Origin of the sequence: Enterococcus nangangensis (genome assembly GCF_005405245.1) — a bacterium.
Taxonomy (GTDB): Bacteria; Bacillota; Bacilli; order Lactobacillales; family Enterococcaceae; genus Enterococcus_J; species Enterococcus_J nangangensis.
Genome location: NZ_BJDR01000013.1, coordinates 27393 through 43525, shown reverse-complemented (window position 1 = coordinate 43525; position 16133 = coordinate 27393). Strand labels below are relative to the sequence as shown.

18 protein-coding genes are annotated in these 16133 nt (G+C 41.7%); 13 read left to right on the top strand and 5 right to left on the bottom strand.

What is annotated here, in order from left to right; translation table 11 throughout:
* The first annotated feature begins 11 nt into the window (after positions 1-11).
* Positions 12-545 carry a nucleoside tri-diphosphate phosphatase gene (gene ntdP, locus FFM57_RS05750; protein WP_137599574.1) on the top strand — a complete coding sequence of 178 codons (534 nt, stop codon included), beginning with the start codon at positions 12-14 and terminating at the stop codon, positions 543-545.
* Positions 546-648: 103 nt separating this feature from the next.
* On the opposite strand, the gene ndk is transcribed toward ntdP, so the two are convergent.
* Positions 649-1098, bottom strand: coding sequence for a nucleoside-diphosphate kinase (gene ndk, locus FFM57_RS05745; protein ID WP_137599573.1), 450 nt, complete (start codon positions 1096-1098; stop codon positions 649-651).
* Between the two features lie 256 nt (positions 1099-1354).
* On the opposite strand from ndk, the gene FFM57_RS05740 reads away from it, so the two are divergent.
* The gene (locus FFM57_RS05740; RefSeq protein ID WP_137599572.1) at positions 1355-2716 is read left to right on the top strand and encodes an LCP family glycopolymer transferase; all 1362 of its coding nucleotides are present in this window, start codon (positions 1355-1357) and stop codon (positions 2714-2716) included.
* 208 nt (positions 2717-2924) lie between these two features.
* On the opposite strand, the gene FFM57_RS05735 is transcribed toward FFM57_RS05740, so the two are convergent.
* Positions 2925-3362, bottom strand: coding sequence for a GNAT family N-acetyltransferase (locus FFM57_RS05735; protein WP_137599571.1), 438 nt, complete (start codon positions 3360-3362; stop codon positions 2925-2927).
* A gap of 99 nt (positions 3363-3461) precedes the next feature.
* Here FFM57_RS05735 and FFM57_RS05730 point away from each other — a divergent pair, with 99 nt between their 5' ends.
* The 6 genes from FFM57_RS05730 to FFM57_RS05705 all read left to right on the top strand — a co-directional run bounded on the left by FFM57_RS05730 (position 3462) and on the right by FFM57_RS05705 (position 10115).
* The gene (locus FFM57_RS05730; protein ID WP_137599570.1) at positions 3462-4574 is read left to right on the top strand and encodes an AI-2E family transporter; all 1113 of its coding nucleotides are present in this window, start codon (positions 3462-3464) and stop codon (positions 4572-4574) included.
* 170 nt (positions 4575-4744) lie between these two features.
* The gene (locus FFM57_RS05725; protein ID WP_137599569.1) at positions 4745-6145 is read left to right on the top strand and encodes a hemolysin family protein; all 1401 of its coding nucleotides are present in this window, start codon (positions 4745-4747) and stop codon (positions 6143-6145) included.
* Positions 6146-6398: 253 nt separating this feature from the next.
* Positions 6399-7838 carry a proline--tRNA ligase gene (gene proS / locus FFM57_RS05720; RefSeq protein WP_137599568.1) on the top strand — a complete coding sequence of 480 codons (1440 nt, stop codon included), beginning with the start codon at positions 6399-6401 and terminating at the stop codon, positions 7836-7838.
* Between the two features lie 156 nt (positions 7839-7994).
* Complete coding sequence (locus FFM57_RS05715) at positions 7995-8471, top strand: RNA polymerase sigma factor (RefSeq protein WP_137599567.1); 477 nt, start codon at positions 7995-7997, stop codon at positions 8469-8471.
* Positions 8471-9418: an anti sigma factor C-terminal domain-containing protein gene (locus tag FFM57_RS05710; RefSeq protein WP_137599566.1), complete on the top strand. Its 948-nt coding sequence runs from the start codon at positions 8471-8473 to the stop codon at positions 9416-9418. Before FFM57_RS05715 ends, FFM57_RS05710 begins: the two co-directional genes overlap by 1 nt.
* Positions 9419-9488: 70 nt before the next feature.
* The gene (locus tag FFM57_RS05705; RefSeq protein WP_137599565.1) at positions 9489-10115 is read left to right on the top strand and encodes an NAD(P)-dependent oxidoreductase; all 627 of its coding nucleotides are present in this window, start codon (positions 9489-9491) and stop codon (positions 10113-10115) included.
* Positions 10116-10152: 37 nt separating this feature from the next.
* Here FFM57_RS05705 and FFM57_RS05700 read toward each other — a convergent pair whose 3' ends face one another.
* From FFM57_RS05700 to FFM57_RS05690, 3 genes are all read right to left on the bottom strand, one after another.
* Positions 10153-10767, bottom strand: coding sequence for an FUSC family protein (locus FFM57_RS05700; protein ID WP_137599564.1), 615 nt, complete (start codon positions 10765-10767; stop codon positions 10153-10155).
* 104 nt (positions 10768-10871) lie between these two features.
* Positions 10872-11402 (bottom strand): GNAT family N-acetyltransferase, encoded by a 531-nt coding sequence (locus tag FFM57_RS05695; protein WP_137599589.1) that lies wholly within the window; start codon positions 11400-11402, stop codon positions 10872-10874.
* Positions 11399-12355, bottom strand: a complete 957-nt coding sequence (locus FFM57_RS05690; protein ID WP_137599563.1) for a Gfo/Idh/MocA family protein — start codon at positions 12353-12355, stop codon at positions 11399-11401. The genes FFM57_RS05695 and FFM57_RS05690 overlap by 4 nt, the downstream gene beginning before the upstream one ends.
* Positions 12356-12529: 174 nt before the next feature.
* Here FFM57_RS05690 and FFM57_RS05685 point away from each other — a divergent pair, with 174 nt between their 5' ends.
* From FFM57_RS05685 to FFM57_RS05665, 5 genes are all read left to right on the top strand, one after another.
* A complete protein-coding gene (locus FFM57_RS05685) occupies positions 12530-13063 on the top strand; it encodes a hypothetical protein (protein ID WP_137599562.1) in 534 nt (177 codons plus the stop codon).
* Positions 13064-13070: 7 nt separating this feature from the next.
* The gene (locus FFM57_RS05680; protein ID WP_170999908.1) at positions 13071-13910 is read left to right on the top strand and encodes a M15 family metallopeptidase; all 840 of its coding nucleotides are present in this window, start codon (positions 13071-13073) and stop codon (positions 13908-13910) included.
* Positions 13911-13917: 7 nt separating this feature from the next.
* A complete protein-coding gene (locus FFM57_RS05675) occupies positions 13918-14583 on the top strand; it encodes a glycoside hydrolase family 73 protein (protein ID WP_137599560.1) in 666 nt (221 codons plus the stop codon).
* Positions 14584-14602: 19 nt separating this feature from the next.
* On the top strand, positions 14603-15295 hold the full coding sequence (locus tag FFM57_RS05670) for a hydrolase (protein ID WP_137599559.1): 693 nt from the start codon (positions 14603-14605) through the stop codon (positions 15293-15295).
* Positions 15296-15533: 238 nt separating this feature from the next.
* Positions 15534-16121 (top strand): xanthine phosphoribosyltransferase, encoded by a 588-nt coding sequence (locus FFM57_RS05665; RefSeq protein ID WP_137599558.1) that lies wholly within the window; start codon positions 15534-15536, stop codon positions 16119-16121.
* Positions 16122-16133 lie beyond the last annotated feature (12 nt).

Here is a 16133-nt window from a genome sequence, read left to right as displayed (position 1 = left end):
GTTGGGTCATTATGCAAGTTCCAAAAGAAGGAGAGTTCATTACAATCCAAAGCTATAAGCACGATGGACACTTGCACCGAGTATGGCGGGATACCATGGTTTTAAAAACCAGTGAATATTCACTGATTGGCTTAAATGACCACACATTAGTGACGGAAGCAGACGGCCGCAGATGGGTAACACGGGAACCAGCGATTGTGTATTTTCATAAAAAGTACTGGTTTAATATTATCGCGATGCTTAGAGAAAAAGGCGTTTCTTACTATTGTAACTTGGCGAGTCCTTATCTATTAGATGATGAAGCGCTGAAGTACATCGACTATGATTTAGACATTAAGGTGTTTCCTGATGGGGAAAAGCGGCTTTTAGATGTGGATGAGTATGAGCTCCACAAAAAAAAGATGCACTATTCACCAGATATTGACTACATCTTGAAAGAAAATGTCAAAATTTTAGTAGATTGGATCAATAATCAGGAAGGTCCCTTCTCCAAAGAATATACCGATATTTGGTTTGAACGCTATCAGCAGTTGTCCAAAAAGTAATAGCACAATAAAAAGAAGCTGTGCCGAAAAAATTTCGGTACAGCTTCTTTTGTTCGTCGTTGAAAATGTATGGCTAGCTTCAAATCTTTTACTAATGTCTCCTTTAAAGAGCTGGCTTCATGAAGCGTGGGCCGGTTTCTTCAACGTGATAATGCTCACCGAAGAAACGTTTGATTTCGGCTTGGGCTGCGGCTGGGGAATCGGAAGCATGGACGACGTTTTCAGTTCCCGCCATCGCATAGTCGCCACGAATAGTGCCAGGTACGGCCGCAGTCGCTTGGGTCGCTCCTAACAGCTGTCGCACAATAGCGATTACTGCTGGACTCTCTAAGACTAAGCAAACCACTGGACCAGAAGTCATATAGGCGATTAATTCTGGAAAAAAGGGGCGACTCTTTAAGTGGGCGTAGTGTTCTTCCACGGCCTCTTTCGTGAGATAGCTGTACTTTAAGGCTGCAATCTTCAGATTTTTATCTTCGAAGCGTTGAAGAATTTTTCCGACTAAATGACGTCTCACTCCGTCAGGCTTAATAATTACTAGCGTCTGTTCCATAAGAACACTCCTTTATTTTAGTGGGATTAAAATAAAAAGCAGCTCCACTTTTTGCAATCGTTTTCTTAATTGTAAAGGAAAAAAATTTAAAAAACAACTCCCAGCTGAGGAAACTTAAGAGATGGTAGAACTTCTATGAAGTCGGCTGTTCCTTAAGATAATCTTTAATTTTTAGGGATAGATATTGCACTGTAGCGTTTTCTGTGAGAAAATTTGGCGTAAACTTTTAGGAAATCCAAATAAAAAAGGTGAAGCTATGTCAAAAACAAAAAAAATAATCTTAGTTGTCGCAGCGACTCTCACATTATTAATCGGTGCCGGCTGTGTCTTTGCATTGTCTGTTGTGCATCAAGCAAAAAAAACCACGGACAATATTTATGAATCAGCCGAGCGAGCTAGTACACGGGATGATTCCGATAAACCTGTCAACTTTGAAGCCACTGAACCCTTTTCTGTTTTATTATTAGGGGTGGACTCTGGCGGCTTAGGGCGCAGTGATCAAGGACGCTCAGACACCATGATGGTGGTGACGGTCAATCCGCAGCAAAAAAAATCCACCATCGTTTCCATTGACCGCGATATTTATACGCAAATTGTCGGTCACGGGACTTATGATAAATTGAATCACGCCTATGCCTTTGGCGGCGTGGGAATGGCGATGGACTCCGTCGAAGCCTTGTTAGATATTCCCATTAATCACTATGTTACCATTAACTTAGACGGCTTTTCTGATTTAGTGGATGCAGTAGGAGGCATTGATGTCACCAACAAATATCACTTTGAGCTAGACGGTGTGGAATTATTACCAGGGGATTATCACTTAGATGGAAAACAGGCCCTTTCTTATGCGCGCTATCGGAAATATAACGCGACTACCGGGATGGGAGATCCTGATGGCGATATTGGTCGTCAACAACGGCAACGTGATGTAGTTAAAGAAATCGTCAATAAAATTTTGAGTTTAAACTCTATTACTAGCTATCAAGATATTTTGAAAGCTGTAGAAAAAAATACGAAAACAGATTTAGTTTGGAACGACATGTTAAACATTGTGGAAGGCTACACCAGTGCAGCTAAAGATGTAGAGTCTTTGCAGTTGCAAGGCGATGGCGTCATGATGGATAGCATTTACTACCAAAAGGTTCATCAAGATAGCTTATTAGAAATTCAAAATAAATTAAAGACGCAATTGAATTTGCCGACTTCAGATGCGTTAGACTTAAGTAAATATGCGGACAATCAATTTTATGGTAGTAGCAATGAAACCACTACGACTGAAAGTAGCGAAGAAGTGACTGCAACGAGTACAACGAGTGAAGAAGTTTACTACGACGATGAAGAGGAAGAAACCAACGATAATAGTTGGAGTAACTCTAATAGTGGTAACAGTAACAATAGTGGCTCTACTGGTGGAAACGGAGGGACAACGACACCAAGCTCTGATAATGGTGGAGGGACTAGCTCAGAAAGTTCAACCAGTTCTACGCCGAGTGAAAGCGGCAACGCTGGGGAAAGTTCTAGCTCCTCTTCAGAAGAAAGTACCACGCCAAGTACTTCTGCCCCTGAAGAAACGACGGAAAGTACCACGCCGGTGGAGCCAACTACAAGCGGTGAATAGTTTTCTGTCTGCTTAAAATAAAAATCCTAGGAAGCTTCGTCTATGACGAAAGTTCCTAGGATTTTCTTTGTTAACGAGCTTTCTATGTTGTCAAGCTTTCCCAACTAGAAGAGTAGGTAATAAGCTGTAAGCCCCACAAAATTTGAAAAACAATTTTCCGTGTCTTCCAGCTTATTACTCCTCTTCTGCCCAAGTTGGAAAAGCTCTGCTAATCTAAATATTTTTCCATCATGATGTGGGGAATATTAGCGTCTAAAAATTCTTCGCCGTACGCTTGATAGCCAAGCTTAGCATAAAAAGGTTGGGCAGTAAGCTGAGCGCCTAAAATAATATGGTGGTAATGTTGTTCTTTAGCGAAAGCTTCCGCTTCTAAAATTAATTGCTCGCCAATGTGCATTTTACGGAATTTTTTTTGGACTGCCATCCGTTGTAATTTCATGACACCATCTTGTAAAGGGTGTAGGCGACACGTGCCCATGGGAACTTTGTCATCATTATAAGCGACAAAATGAATGCAGTAAGCTTCATCTTGATCGATTTCTTCTTCTAAAGGTACATTTTGTTCCACCATGAAGACATCGTGACGAATGCGTAACGCATCGACGTAGATGTCACTTAAGGTATCTTTTGTTTGAACAATTTTCATTTTCTTCAACTCCTGCAAATTATGGCAAATACTATTTTTATTTTTGGGGTAAATCCAGTATACTATAATCAATCTAAAGATACGAGAAGGAGGGAAACGATGTTTGAAAAATTACGACAATCCAAATTATTTTTTTGGTCGGTGGAATTATTAGTCTTGGCGACGTTGATTTTTGTCAGTCAAAAAATTAATTTTATTTTCTCCCCGATTGCGACATTTTTCTCGACGCTGTTTGCGCCAATTTTAATCGCCGGTTTTTTGTATTACATTTTAAATCCGTTAGTGAAACTCTTGGAAAAAATTAAGGTTAAAAGAATTTACGCGGTCATCATTGTATTTTTGGTACTGGTGGGCGTCTTAGTACTAGGAATTTTCACCCTGATTCCATACTTAGCGCAACAGGTAACGTCCCTACTAAAGAGTATGCCTAGTTTGGCAGATAATTTAGAAACGTGGGCGCGGGAGATTGCGGCTAAGCCGATTTTTGCGAATATCAACGTTCAAGAACAAATTGACAAGCTAAATATTTCTTACTCTGAGCTATTTAGTAATGTTTTGCAAAAAGTTTCCGTGAGTCTAGGCTCCATCTTTGCCACGATTACTTCAGTCACTATGATTGTTGTGACGGTACCTTTTATTTTATTTTATATGTTAAAAGACGGCGACAAACTGCAACCGGCTATTCGTAAGTTAGCGCCGAAAAAACATCAAGATGAAGTAGTAGATTTGTTACATCAAATGAATAAAACGATTGCCACTTATATTTCGGGGCAAGCAATCGAGTGTCTCTTTGTGGCCACCTGTACCTTTATTGGTTACTTAATCGTGGGGGTAGATTACGCCTTACTCTTTGGCGTGATTGCCGGGTTAACTAACCTGATTCCTTACTTGGGACCTTATCTAGGTCTTTTGCCCGCCGTGTTGGTGACGGTCTTTACTTCGCCAACGAAAGCTTTATTGTGTTGCATCGTAGTTTTAATCGTGCAACAATTAGATGGAAACATCATCTATCCTAACGTGATTGGTAAAACCTTGAAGATTCATCCTTTGACGATTATTTTAATTTTGTTAGTTGCTGGTAATCTTTCTGGTTTACTGGGGATTTTTCTTGGGGTGCCGATTTATGCAGTAGTCCGGACAATCGTTACTTACTTTTACGATATTTATAAACTGCGCCAGAAAAAAGATGAGGAAACCCAACTGCAACTTTAAAAATTTCCTAGTTTTTAGAAAATAGCTGGAATCCTTGTAAGGGCAATGCTTTTCGTCACAGAATATTTTATGTTTTCAATTGAAAAAAATTTTTAAATATGCTAATATTTTTTAGTGATTAGACTATCGTCTAATCACTATTTTTTTATGATAGAAGGAGAGATGAGTATATGGGTAATTCTGACCCCGATAGTCAGTCGCTGATTTGGCAAATTCTGTTGTTAATCTTTTTAACCTTGTTAAATGCTTTTTTTGCGGCTTCCGAGATGGCGGTTGTATCCATTAATAAAAACCGTGTTGAGCAAAAAGCAGATGAAGGTGATAAGAAGGCCCAGCGCCTCATAGGGATTTTACACGACCCGAATAATTTCTTATCCACGATTCAAGTAGGAATCACTTTGATAAACATTTTATCTGGTGCGTCCTTAGCAGATAGTTTGTCCACAAGATTAGCCGTTGTTATGGGGAATTCAGCTGTTGCCAAAAATGTCTCCAGCTTGATTATTCTTGCATTACTGACTTACGTTTCCATCGTTTTTGGGGAACTTTATCCGAAACGAATTGCCTTAAATAAAGCCGAGGAAGTGGCTAATTTTTCGGCAGGCATTGTGAAAGCTGTCGGCGTGATTGCTAAACCTTTCGTTTGGTTGCTGACTTCATCCACTAGTTTGTTGGCGCGAATAACGCCTATGACTTTTGATGATGAAGAATCTAAGCTGACCCGCGAAGAAATGCGCTACATGTTGGAAACTGAAGGTGTTTTAGAAGATGACGAGCTTGAGATGTTACAAGGAGTCTTCTCTTTAGATAACAAAGTTGCTCGTGAAGTCATGGTCCCCAGAACCGATGCGTTTATGGTGGATATTGACGATGATGTGCAAGAGACAATTGATCGCATTTTGTCAGAGAATTATTCCCGGATTCCTGTGTATCAAGGGGATAAAGATAAAGTCGTCGGCGTGTTGCATATTAAAAACTTGCTGAAAGCCGCGCATAAGGTTGGTTTTGCAAACATTCGCTTACAAGATGTTTTACAAGAACCGCTTTTTGTGCCAGAAACGATTTTTATTGATGACTTATTGTACGAATTAAAGAAAACACAAAATCAAATGGCAATTTTACTGGATGAGTATGGCGGTGTCGTAGGGATTGCCACGTTAGAAGATTTGTTGGAAGAAATTGTCGGGGAAATTGACGACGAGAGTGATGAAGTGGAAAACCTCTACACGAAAATTTCGGAAAACGAGTACTACGTGCAAGGCCGGATGCTGATTGAAGAGTTTAATGAAGCTTTCGATACCCATTTAGAAATGCCGGATGTGGACACGATGGCGGGGTACTTAATTACCGCTTTAGGCACGATTCCCCAAGAAGGAGAACAGCTGACTTATGACGTGGATCACATCACCTTAGCTCCGGAAGAAATGGAAGGAGCGCGGGTTTTATTATTAAAAGTTACTTTTCATGAGAAACCTGAAGTAGAGCCTAGCGAAGAACCTGAAGATCGCCGGCGCTTCTTTAGAGAAACTGAAAAAGAAAAAGAGGAAGAAGCACGCGAGTCTTCCAAATAAGCTTAGGACTAGTAATGGGTCAAGCCTTTTAAGCGAGATTGTGCCGGTGAAAGACAATCAAGAGCAGCCTTTGAACCTCCCTAAGACAATTGCTAGTGAAAACTAGCCGTAGCTTTGGCGTTAACAAAGTTAAAGTTGAGCTGAGAAATTCAGCTAAGCAAGGTGGTACCGCGATGACAACGTCTCGTCCTTACATGAGGATGGGGCGTTTTTTATTTTAGGTAAAAAGAAAAAACAATAAGGAGTAAAGCAAATGACAAATTTACAACGAGAAGATTTTTCCAAATGGTATTTACAAACGATTCAAAAAGCAGACTTAATGGCCTATTCACCAGTGCGCGGCTGTATTATTTTTAAACCAGATGGCTTTGAATTGTGGGAACACATTCAAGAAGAATTCAATAAATTTTTGAAAAAAGAAGGGATTCGTAACGCATATTTCCCAATGCTGATTCCCCAAAGTTTCTTCATGAAAGAATCCGATCACATTGAAGGTTTCGCGCCAGAACTTCCTTGGGTGACGAAAGTGGGCAACGAAGAGTTGGAAGAACCTTTAGCTTTACGGCCAACCTCTGAAACTATGATTGGTTCGGCTTTTTCGGAATGGATTAATTCTTACCGCGACCTGCCTTATGAAATCAATCAATGGGCCAATGTTTTCCGTTGGGAGAAAAAGACTTTGCCATTCTTACGTACTTCTGAATTTTTATGGCAAGAAGGTCACACTGCTCACGCTGATGAAACAGACGCCCGGAAGCGGACGATGCGGGTATTAGACGCCTATGCCGACTTAATCGAAAACTTCTTAGCAATTCCCGTCTATAAAGGACAAAAAACACCTTCAGAACGTTTCGCTGGGGCTGTGGATACCTACTCGGTAGAAGCCATGATGCGGGACGGGAAAGCCGTGCAAGCAGGGACATCTCATTATATGGGAACCAAATTTGCGGAAGCTTTTGATATTAAATACTTAACCAAAGACAACCAACACGTTTTTGCCCACACGACTTCTTGGGGGATTTCTACTCGGTTAATCGGTTCATTAATCATGACCCACGGCGACGAACAAGGGCTAGTCTTCCCACCAGCCATGGCGCCAACACAAGTCGTCTTGATGCCCGTGGGACCTTGGAAGAAAAATCCAGCCATCTTAGAAAAATTAGTCACCATTAAAGAAGAATTAGCCGCCAATGGTCTGCGGGTGCGTTTAGACGACACGGACAACACCCCAGGCTTTAAATTTAACGAATGGGAATTAAAAGGCGCGTGTTTGCGGATTGAATGTGGTCCACGTGATTTAGAAAATGGGCACGTCATGACTAAATTGCGGGACGTTGAAGGGAAAGTTGCCGTAGACTTTGCCGATTTAACCAGCTACGTTGAAGAAGAATTAGGGAAGATGCAAGTTCGCTTATTGGAAAATGCCCGGGCCCGCAATAAAGAAAATGAACACTATGACATTGATACCTTAGAACAATTACAAGCCCACATTGAAAAATGCAAAGCTGACAACACGCCAACTGGCTTTGTTTTAATCGGCTGGGATGGTACGGCAGAAACTGAAGCTAAAATTAAAGAAGCAACTGGTTTTACTACTCGGAATATTCCTTTTGCTGCGCCAATGGAAAAAACGGTGGACCTTATTTCTGGCAAACCAGCGAAATACACCGTTTGGATCGCCCGCGCGTATTAAAATAATTTAAAACGAAATAGATTAGAGTGCGCCTTAAAAATTGGCGTACTCTTTTTTGCCACCAATAATTTTTTAACACCTTGACTGAAAAAGTTGAGGTTTTTTTGTAACCAAAAGGCAGTTGGTTGGTTATATCAGTGTAGGAGGAGGGATGAGGTGCAATTAGCAGGATATGAAAAATTGTTGGCAACCCTTGCGGAAGAAATAATTCGTTACTTAATGAAAGCCGGAGCGACGAAAGAGGACGCGCAAGATATCGCTCAAGATGCTTTTGTGAAGTTGTTGGAAACGGAAATTATTTTGCCACCAGCTAACTTGCGGGCATGGATGTATCGGGTAGCCATCAGTCGCTACTATAATCTTTATAATCGGAAGAAGCGCTATCAAGAAATTTTAGCAGCTAATTTTTTTCACCAGGAAAGCTGGAGCGATGTGCCCTTACCTGAAACGGGTTTAACCCAAGCACTAGGACGCCTCACCGTTGAAGAAGGGTTGTTAATTATTATGCGCTATGAAGAAAGCTTAAGTGTGAAAGAGATGGCTCAAGTTTTGCAAAGAAAAGAAGGAGCGTTAAAGACGCAGCTCTTTCGCATTCGCCAAAAACTAAAAGAATATTTACGGGAGGAAGATTGATGGAAAATTTAGATCAAGATTTCAAAAAATTAGCACGCAAAACGAAAAGAAGACGCTGGTTGTTAACTTTTTTATTAGTGTTGGTGACAGTTTTTGTTTTAGTCGGGGGAGGATTACTTTTTGTCCAAAGAAGAACCGAAAAAAATCTATCCCGCTTACGTTTGGAACTTATTTTAAAAAATACCTTGCTTAGTCCGAATTATCGCATACCGGTTATGGGGGGCAGTTATCAGCCGCTGACAGGTGATGCTGAAACCGTAACGGGCAGTAAAAATATTGATGGGTATCTAGTGAAGTTTGGCGAAGCTTATGGTAGTTACAATTGGCGAGGCTATGAGGTTAGTCGTTCTGGTCTTGCGATGTTATCAGCTAGTCCCAATTACGAAGCAACCTTTGATAGTTATTCTGGTGAAAAAATTCCTCAGTTTTATAATGTTAAGTTGCGTGCTGCAAAAACTAACTTTTCGCCAACGCAACAGCTGAGTCAACTGGCGACGATGGAAAATTATGTTGGCGAAGTTGCCCTGACTTTTGATCAGGATTATTCCTATGCCCAGATTCAACAGATGTTGCCAGAAAATGTCATGATTAACTGGTATTGGTTTACTCCGGTGGATAATTTTGATCCTAATGCGAATGACACGCAAGATGTCGTGGGGATTCAAGGGGAGGACGCCAATGGGAGTATCAGTGAAAAATATTATGGCGAGTATTTAAAAGCTGTCAAAAGTTATCAAGAGAATTTTGCCTTAGCCGGTACGCCAATCGCAGAAAATACCGCCAAAATTAGTACGGAGTATGCTAGCTTAACTAGTGCACGCTTTGCCGGCGTTATTGTTACAGGAAAAACAGAAAACTTGGCCCAACTGGTACAAGCCGATTGGTTATTTGCTAGTTCTGTCGGGAGTACAGTGGAGCGGGTTCCGTACTTAACGCCGACTAAATAAAAGTAAATGAGTTGACGGCACTCCACAAGCTCCCTACAATGAAGGCAAGTAGAGAAAGGGAGGTTGACACATGAAAATAGGAATTATCGGGGCTACCGGTCAAGTAGGGAGTTTATTGTTAGCCGAAGCGGTGAAACGGCAGCTAGATGTAACGGCGATTGTCCGCAGTCCACAAAAGGTCACGGCAGCTGTACCCATTTTAGCTAAGGATTTATTTGCCTTAACGAAAGAAGATTTAGCACCTTTTGATGTGGTGATTGATGCTTTTAATGCACCTAAAGGTCATGAAGAGTTGCACGAAACGTCTTTGGCGCACTTGACCAAACTTTTACAGGGAACCACAACGCGCTTACTCGTCGTGGGGGGTGCTTCTTCTTTGTTTGTAGATGAAGGTAAAACCAAGCGAATGATTGACGGGGTTTCTAGTGATGCGCCTTTTTATCCTACCGCTCATCACATGGTGGAAGCTTCCTTACAGTTAAAAGCGACCCCCAACCTCCATTGGTTATACCTTAGTCCCGCCGTTTATTTTTATCCTCACGGCGTACAAACAGGCCACTATCAATTAGGGGACGATCAATTAAGAGAAAATGCAGCAGGTAAAAGTGAAATCTCCATGGCCGATTATGCGTTAGCGATGTTAGATTTAGCTGCGCAACCAGAAAAAGAGGGGCACTTCAGCGTCTATCAACAATAAAAAAATCAACATCACGACTGAACAGACAGTTAAGCTGTTAAGGTTCGTGATGTTGATTTTTTTTGTGTTGTTCTGCTAAATAATGTTGAGCGACGCGATCACGGATTGCTGAAAGTTCTGCTTCTTTTTTGCGAAGCTCAGCTAAGTCTTCTTCTACGGCGCGTTTTGTTTCTTGCGGCTTAGGCTGCAAGGCCAAGTTTAAAGTGATGGCGATGGTGGTGCCGATAAAAGTATCTAGCACGCGATTAATCGCATAAGTAAAATTTTCGCCACTAGGTACGCCAAGGGCCACTAAAAGAAGCGTGGAGATACCGCTAATGATGCCAGAATTGTTGTGAATGCCATCGCTAAAGACAATCGTGATAATGACCAATAGCGGCAAAATCAGCACCTCAAACCAAAAGTGGGGACCAAAGTGATTTTGGAGCAGATAAAACACCAAACCTAATGTGCCGCCAATACAATTTCCCAAGATGCGGGTCTTACCAAAAGAAATGCTGGTGTTTAAATCTTGCCGCAAAGAAAAAACAGCGGATAAAGCAGCAATCATGGGGGCACCGCGATTTGTATAGTGGAAAAGCAGGACACACAAGGCTACGGCTAACGCCGTCTTCATGGTGCGCATGCCTAAACGAAAAGGTCCGAAATTCATAAGCATTCCTCCTTACTTTAAGGGTAAAGGAAATGGCCAATTAATTCAAAGAATTGTCGGTGCGTTAACGTAAAAGAGTATAGAGACGGAAGTAAGTACTACACTTAAAAATTTGTTGCGGTTAATTCCTTCAGCAAAATTAAATCTTTTTGTGGGTCATTACCCACGGGGAAAATATGCGCTCCTACTTCATGAAAGCCCATCTTTTGATAAAAATTTTTGGCTGGTTCATTGTGTTCCCAAACGCCTAGCCAGATACGCTCTTCTCCCAAGTCGCGGGCTTGTTGGGCGGCATGTTGCAAGAGGAGTGAACCAAGCCCCTGTCGTTTAAAAGGTGTGCGAATATAAATTCGTTCTACTTCTAAAGCATGGGGAGCAACGTTTTCTGTTTGTGCGTTACCGTCATTTAACTTGAGGTAACCAGCGATTTTGTCACCGAGATATAAAAACCAAAAAGTAGTGTGAGGATTTTGCAATTCAGTAATTAACTTAGGCAAAGCATAGGCGTAATCTAAATGCGCTTGAAGATCTTCAGGAGTATTCGCCCACGCAAAGGTATCGCGGAAAGTTTCGTGACTGATGGCTTGTAAGGTATTGACGTCGGCGACAGAAATTCTTTTAAGGAGAGGAGTCATGCTTTTTTGTGCCACGCAGTCTGCATTGCCCCTAACAAGGCGATGACGTCTTGCGTTAGGGTTAAGCTGTGATTTTCACCGGTTTTAACGGCGGTAATAAAATTGCTAATTTCGTAGTTCATGGCCTGACGGGAGTCGCCAACTTGCAACGTCTCAGTGGTGCCATCATGATAAAAAATGTGTGCTGTATCACTTCTTGGGTATTCAGGAATAGTGATGTAGGCCTTTTCTAAAGCAATGGTACCGACTTTGGGCATTTTTGCTTGGAAAGTTAATAAGACTGCAGCCATTTCATCCTCTTCGTTACGAAACAAGCTCATGGATTGTTCGTCCACCCCGGTGGAAAAAGGGAGCATCGTGGAAGCCACAAGTTCCGGTTGGCTACTTAAAAAGTAGCGGGCAAAACTAACCGCATAAGTCCCAATGTCTAATAAAGCACCGCCGCCTAACGCTGGATTAAAAAAGCGATTTTCAGGATCAGGTTCTTTATAACTACCAAAGGGCGCTTGAATCATTTTTAGTTTGCCAAATTTTCCTGCTTGGATTTGTTCTTTCAAGGTTTGATACAAGGGCATATTAAAAATCGTCATGGCTTCTTGCAAAATTAAATTTTTTTCGTCAGCTAAAGCAACTAACTTAGCTAGCTCATGGGGGTTCATGGTGATGGCTTTTTCACACAAGACGTGTTTGCCAGCTGTCAGTGCTTTTTGACAGTAATCAAAATGTTGGAGATTAGGTACGCCAATATAAATGGCATCAAGGGTTGGATCTGCTAACATCTCGTCGTAAGTGCCGTAAGCTTGAGGAATATTAAATTCTTGAGCAAAGGCTTGTGCTTTAGCTAAGGAGCGAGAAGCGCAAGCGCCAATTACGGCTTCTTCTTGTTGAAAGTAAGTGGCAAAACTTTTAGCGATGCCTCCAAGACCTACAATGCCGAAAGTAAATTTTTTCATCTCTTTCATCCTTTCTTTGTTACTTGCTTCCAGAATAACAGAATTTTTCTCGTAAGCGGTACTGAAGAGGTGTGATTTGCTAAAAATTTATCAAGATAATAGCTTCCATGTGATTTTTTCCAAAAGATTCAGTAAACTAAGAAGTGAAGAAGTTTTTAAAAGGAGGGATGCGAAATGCATCAAGTTTTAATCGACATTATGGTGGAAGCCATCGTGGAACAATATGACAGCGAAGAATTTTTTTATCAACATCTTTTACAAATTGATGCCAGTCAATGGGCAGCATTTAAAACAGGGGAACAATCTTTAAGCGAAGAACATATGCAAAAGATTAAAGGTTTGTTTAGCGATTACGAGTGGATGCTGGTGCAAAAAGTTTTACGCCAAACAATTATTTTTCCTGAACGGCGGAACTTTGCTGCAGCGGAGTATCGCCGTTTGAAAACCATTATCGCCAAAAAGTGGTTAGAGACTGGTGGCGAAGCGGAATTAATTTCAAAAAAAACGGGTGAAAAGAAACGTCAACGCGGCGTCAATGGTTTCATTGATTTGAAAGTAACCATGCCTTACGGTGAATGGGGCTTTGATGATATTTTAAGCTTCCGCCTACCTGCCATTATCCAACAACAAATTGAAGGCTCCACGGTAGATCTTTTAGAATGGGTCAATGAGAATTTAACCGACACTTATGTCCATCAAAAGGAATGAGTTGCCTATGAAGCAAAAAAAATATCAAAAAGTTTTTTTAGGAATCTTAGCTGTCATGCTAGCTAATCTTTTAGGCGCTAGTAAAAAAGTTATGGCCAGTTGGCAACCGACTGATGGCCTAATGATTCCTGCTGTGTGTCAGGGAAACAAAGTGGTGACTACATTTCCTTTTATGCAAGAGAAGTTTGATAGACCTGCTACAGGTGCAAGAGCAAAGGCGGTGGCACCAGTTGTCCCAAGTAGCGACTTACCTGCGGGGGTGACGAAAGATGATTGGCAACTACAGCTAGTGAATCGTGATCATCCCGTTACTACGGAACCAACTGTGCAATTAGTTGAGTTTGCCGGACAATGGATTGCTGCAGAAATTTTTGATTCTTTGACGGAACTTTTCGCGGCAGCAAACAAGGCGGGGATTAACCTGGTGCTGATTTCAGGCTACCGCAGTATTGCGCACCAAGAAGAACTTTTTCAAGACAAAATTGCGGAGTACGTAGCAACTGGACTTTCCGTAGCCGAGGCTCGTGGGGAAACGTTAAAATATTTAACGGCACCAGGCACTAGCGAACACCATACCGGCTTAGCAGTCGACGTGATTGACGACGTGTGGGCTAAGGAAAGTGGGGAATTAGTAACCGCGTTTGGCTCGACTGAAGCGGCGGAATGGCTAGCGCAATATGCGCCAGCAGCAGGTTTTATTATTCGTTACCCTTTAGGTAAGACAGCTGACACGTATATCGAATACGAACCATGGCACTTACGTTACGTTGGGGTTGACAGTGCTCAGTATCTGACGGAAAATAATTTGAGTTTAGAAGAATACCACCAACGACTATCAGAAAACTAGGAGTATTATGAGTAAAAAGAAAAAGGTAAAGGTTCGCCGGTCCTATCAAAAACGGGCACCTTATCAGCGCCGCTTAAAAGTGTTCATTACCATTGTTGTGATTTTGTGGTTGGCCTTTGTCGGCATCTATCATCTGGGGAAAATGGTCATCCAAAGTTCCACGTCTGCGACGACAGCCACCACGGAAGAGTATTTGAGTCACGATGATTTTTTAGCAAGCCTTGTGCCTAAAGCCCAAGAACTACACGCCCAGTATGGTGTGTTGCCGAGTATTATTTTAGGACAGGCAATTTTAGAATCCGATTGGGGCCGTTCCCGCTTAGCTAGTGAGTATCATAATTTGTTTGGGATTAAAGCTGGTGCTGGCCAGGAAAAGGTTCACTTGGAAACCCAAGAGTATGTTGATGGTCAATGGCTGACGGTCACTGCTGATTTTCGTGTTTTTGGTAGTAACGCGGAAAGTTTAGAAGCCCACAGCGCTCTTTTTGTGAATGGGACGACCTGGAATCCTCAGCAGTATCAAAGCGTTCTTTTAGCGAAAGACTATCAAAGCGCGGCGCAAGCTTTGCAAACTTCCGGTTATGCCACCGATCCAACCTATGCCGAAAAAATTATCGGCGTCATTGAAGAGTATAATTTAACGCAATACGATAGTTTTACTGCGACACAATAAAGTTTGGGAGGATGCCACCATGACGACAGAAGAAAGATTTGTTCCGGAGATTATGACGGACCTGAGAAAAGATATTGTTAAAGTTCCTGAGCTAATTAAAAAAGCTAGTGGTATTGTGATCTTTGGTAAAAAAATTCGCTCCATTATTTTCACCACGGATATTTCCATTATTCGGAATACCAATGCGGATGCCGTCATTGCAGTTTATCCTTTTACTCCCCATCCGGCCATTACAAAAAGTATTATTGAAGCAGCCGATATTCCGGTATTTTCTGGCGTCGGTGGCGGATTAACCCAGGGTAGTCGCAGTGCGTACATGAGTCTTTTTGCAGAAGCTCAAGGATCCATCGGGGTAGTTTTAAATGCGCCCACACCCTTGAAAACGGTGAAGATGGTGACAGCCGTGGTGGACATTCCCGTGGTGAGTACAGTGACCAGTATTCATACACCTTTAGCTGAAAAGTTAGCAGCTGGTGTTTCCATTATCAATATTTCGGCGGGAAAAGATACGGCAGCCACTGTGGCTCATTTTCGTAACCTTTATCCGGAGCTACCAATTATTGCCACTGGAGGACCTGATGATGAAACGATTGCGGCTACTATTGCCGCTGGTGCCAATGCAGTGACGTACACACCGCCAACTAGCGCAGAACTTTTTTCCAAAAAAATGATGAAGTACCGCGAAGAAGAAAAACCGCAAGCATCAGAATAACCTGTAGTCTGGTGGAATTAACGGCGACTTGCTGAGAAATTTTTTCTGTAGCAAGTCGCCGTTTTGTTAGTTTATTTGTAACAAAAAGGGGAATATTTCTCTGCTAATGTAAGTTAAAGTATGTTTTTTCTGAACGTTTGACGTTTTTTTTCACAGGAGTTACGATTGTTCCTTGAAATTTGAAATTGGCAGTGTTTTAATAAAAGCTATACAAGTTTGAAAATTTTAGGAGGAAATCATGCGGGAATTAGAAGAACGAATTGCAAATAATGGTCGGGTTTTAAGTGAAGGTGTCTTGAAAGTAGACAGTTTTATTACTCACCAAGTGGATCCAATTCTGATGGAAAAAATTGGCGCACGCTTTGCAGAAATTTTTAAGGAAGCCGGGATTACCAAAGTAGTCACTATTGAAACTTCTGGTATTGCGCCAGCTTTGTATACCGCGCAAGCTTTAGGCGTACCCATGATTTATGCCCGCAAAGGGAAAAGTTTAACCATGAATGAAGAGTTACTTTCTACGAAGGTCTATTCCTTCACCAAACAAGTAACCTCGAATATTAGTATTTCGCGGCGCTTTTTAAGTGCCGAAGATCACGTCTTATTAATCGATGACTTTTTGGCCAATGGGATGGCAGCTAAAGGTTTGATTGAGTTGTGTGAACAAGCTGGTGCTAGTGTGGAAGGCATCGGTATTTTAATTGAAAAAAGTTTCCAAGACGGCCGCGACTTTTTACAACGCTCTGGTGTAAAAGTTGTTTCTTTGGCCCGCGTTGCCAGCCTCGAAAAGCAAGAGGTAAAATTCTTACCTGCTGATGATGAGGCGTAATTAATCGACGAC

What these genes read in the sequence shown, in the direction of transcription:
- ntdP (WP_137599574.1), top strand. Translation starts at nt 12, where the DNA reads ATGCAAGTTCCAAAAGAAGGAGAGTTCATTACAATCCAAAGCTATAAG.
- ndk (WP_137599573.1), bottom strand. Translation starts at nt 1,098, where the DNA reads ATGGAACAGACGCTAGTAATTATTAAGCCTGACGGAGTGAGACGTCAT.
- FFM57_RS05740 (WP_137599572.1), top strand. Translation starts at nt 1,355, where the DNA reads ATGTCAAAAACAAAAAAAATAATCTTAGTTGTCGCAGCGACTCTCACA.
- FFM57_RS05735 (WP_137599571.1), bottom strand. Translation starts at nt 3,362, where the DNA reads ATGAAAATTGTTCAAACAAAAGATACCTTAAGTGACATCTACGTCGAT.
- FFM57_RS05730 (WP_137599570.1), top strand. Translation starts at nt 3,462, where the DNA reads ATGTTTGAAAAATTACGACAATCCAAATTATTTTTTTGGTCGGTGGAA.
- FFM57_RS05725 (WP_137599569.1), top strand. Translation starts at nt 4,745, where the DNA reads ATGGGTAATTCTGACCCCGATAGTCAGTCGCTGATTTGGCAAATTCTG.
- proS (WP_137599568.1), top strand. Translation starts at nt 6,399, where the DNA reads ATGACAAATTTACAACGAGAAGATTTTTCCAAATGGTATTTACAAACG.
- FFM57_RS05710 (WP_137599566.1), top strand. Translation starts at nt 8,471, where the DNA reads ATGGAAAATTTAGATCAAGATTTCAAAAAATTAGCACGCAAAACGAAA.
- FFM57_RS05705 (WP_137599565.1), top strand. Translation starts at nt 9,489, where the DNA reads ATGAAAATAGGAATTATCGGGGCTACCGGTCAAGTAGGGAGTTTATTG.
- FFM57_RS05700 (WP_137599564.1), bottom strand. Translation starts at nt 10,767, where the DNA reads ATGAATTTCGGACCTTTTCGTTTAGGCATGCGCACCATGAAGACGGCG.
- FFM57_RS05695 (WP_137599589.1), bottom strand. Translation starts at nt 11,402, where the DNA reads ATGACTCCTCTCCTTAAAAGAATTTCTGTCGCCGACGTCAATACCTTA.
- FFM57_RS05690 (WP_137599563.1), bottom strand. Translation starts at nt 12,355, where the DNA reads ATGAAAAAATTTACTTTCGGCATTGTAGGTCTTGGAGGCATCGCTAAA.
- FFM57_RS05685 (WP_137599562.1), top strand. Translation starts at nt 12,530, where the DNA reads ATGCATCAAGTTTTAATCGACATTATGGTGGAAGCCATCGTGGAACAA.
- FFM57_RS05680 (WP_170999908.1), top strand. Translation starts at nt 13,071, where the DNA reads ATGAAGCAAAAAAAATATCAAAAAGTTTTTTTAGGAATCTTAGCTGTC.
- FFM57_RS05675 (WP_137599560.1), top strand. Translation starts at nt 13,918, where the DNA reads ATGAGTAAAAAGAAAAAGGTAAAGGTTCGCCGGTCCTATCAAAAACGG.
- FFM57_RS05670 (WP_137599559.1), top strand. Translation starts at nt 14,603, where the DNA reads ATGACGACAGAAGAAAGATTTGTTCCGGAGATTATGACGGACCTGAGA.
- FFM57_RS05665 (WP_137599558.1), top strand. Translation starts at nt 15,534, where the DNA reads ATGCGGGAATTAGAAGAACGAATTGCAAATAATGGTCGGGTTTTAAGT.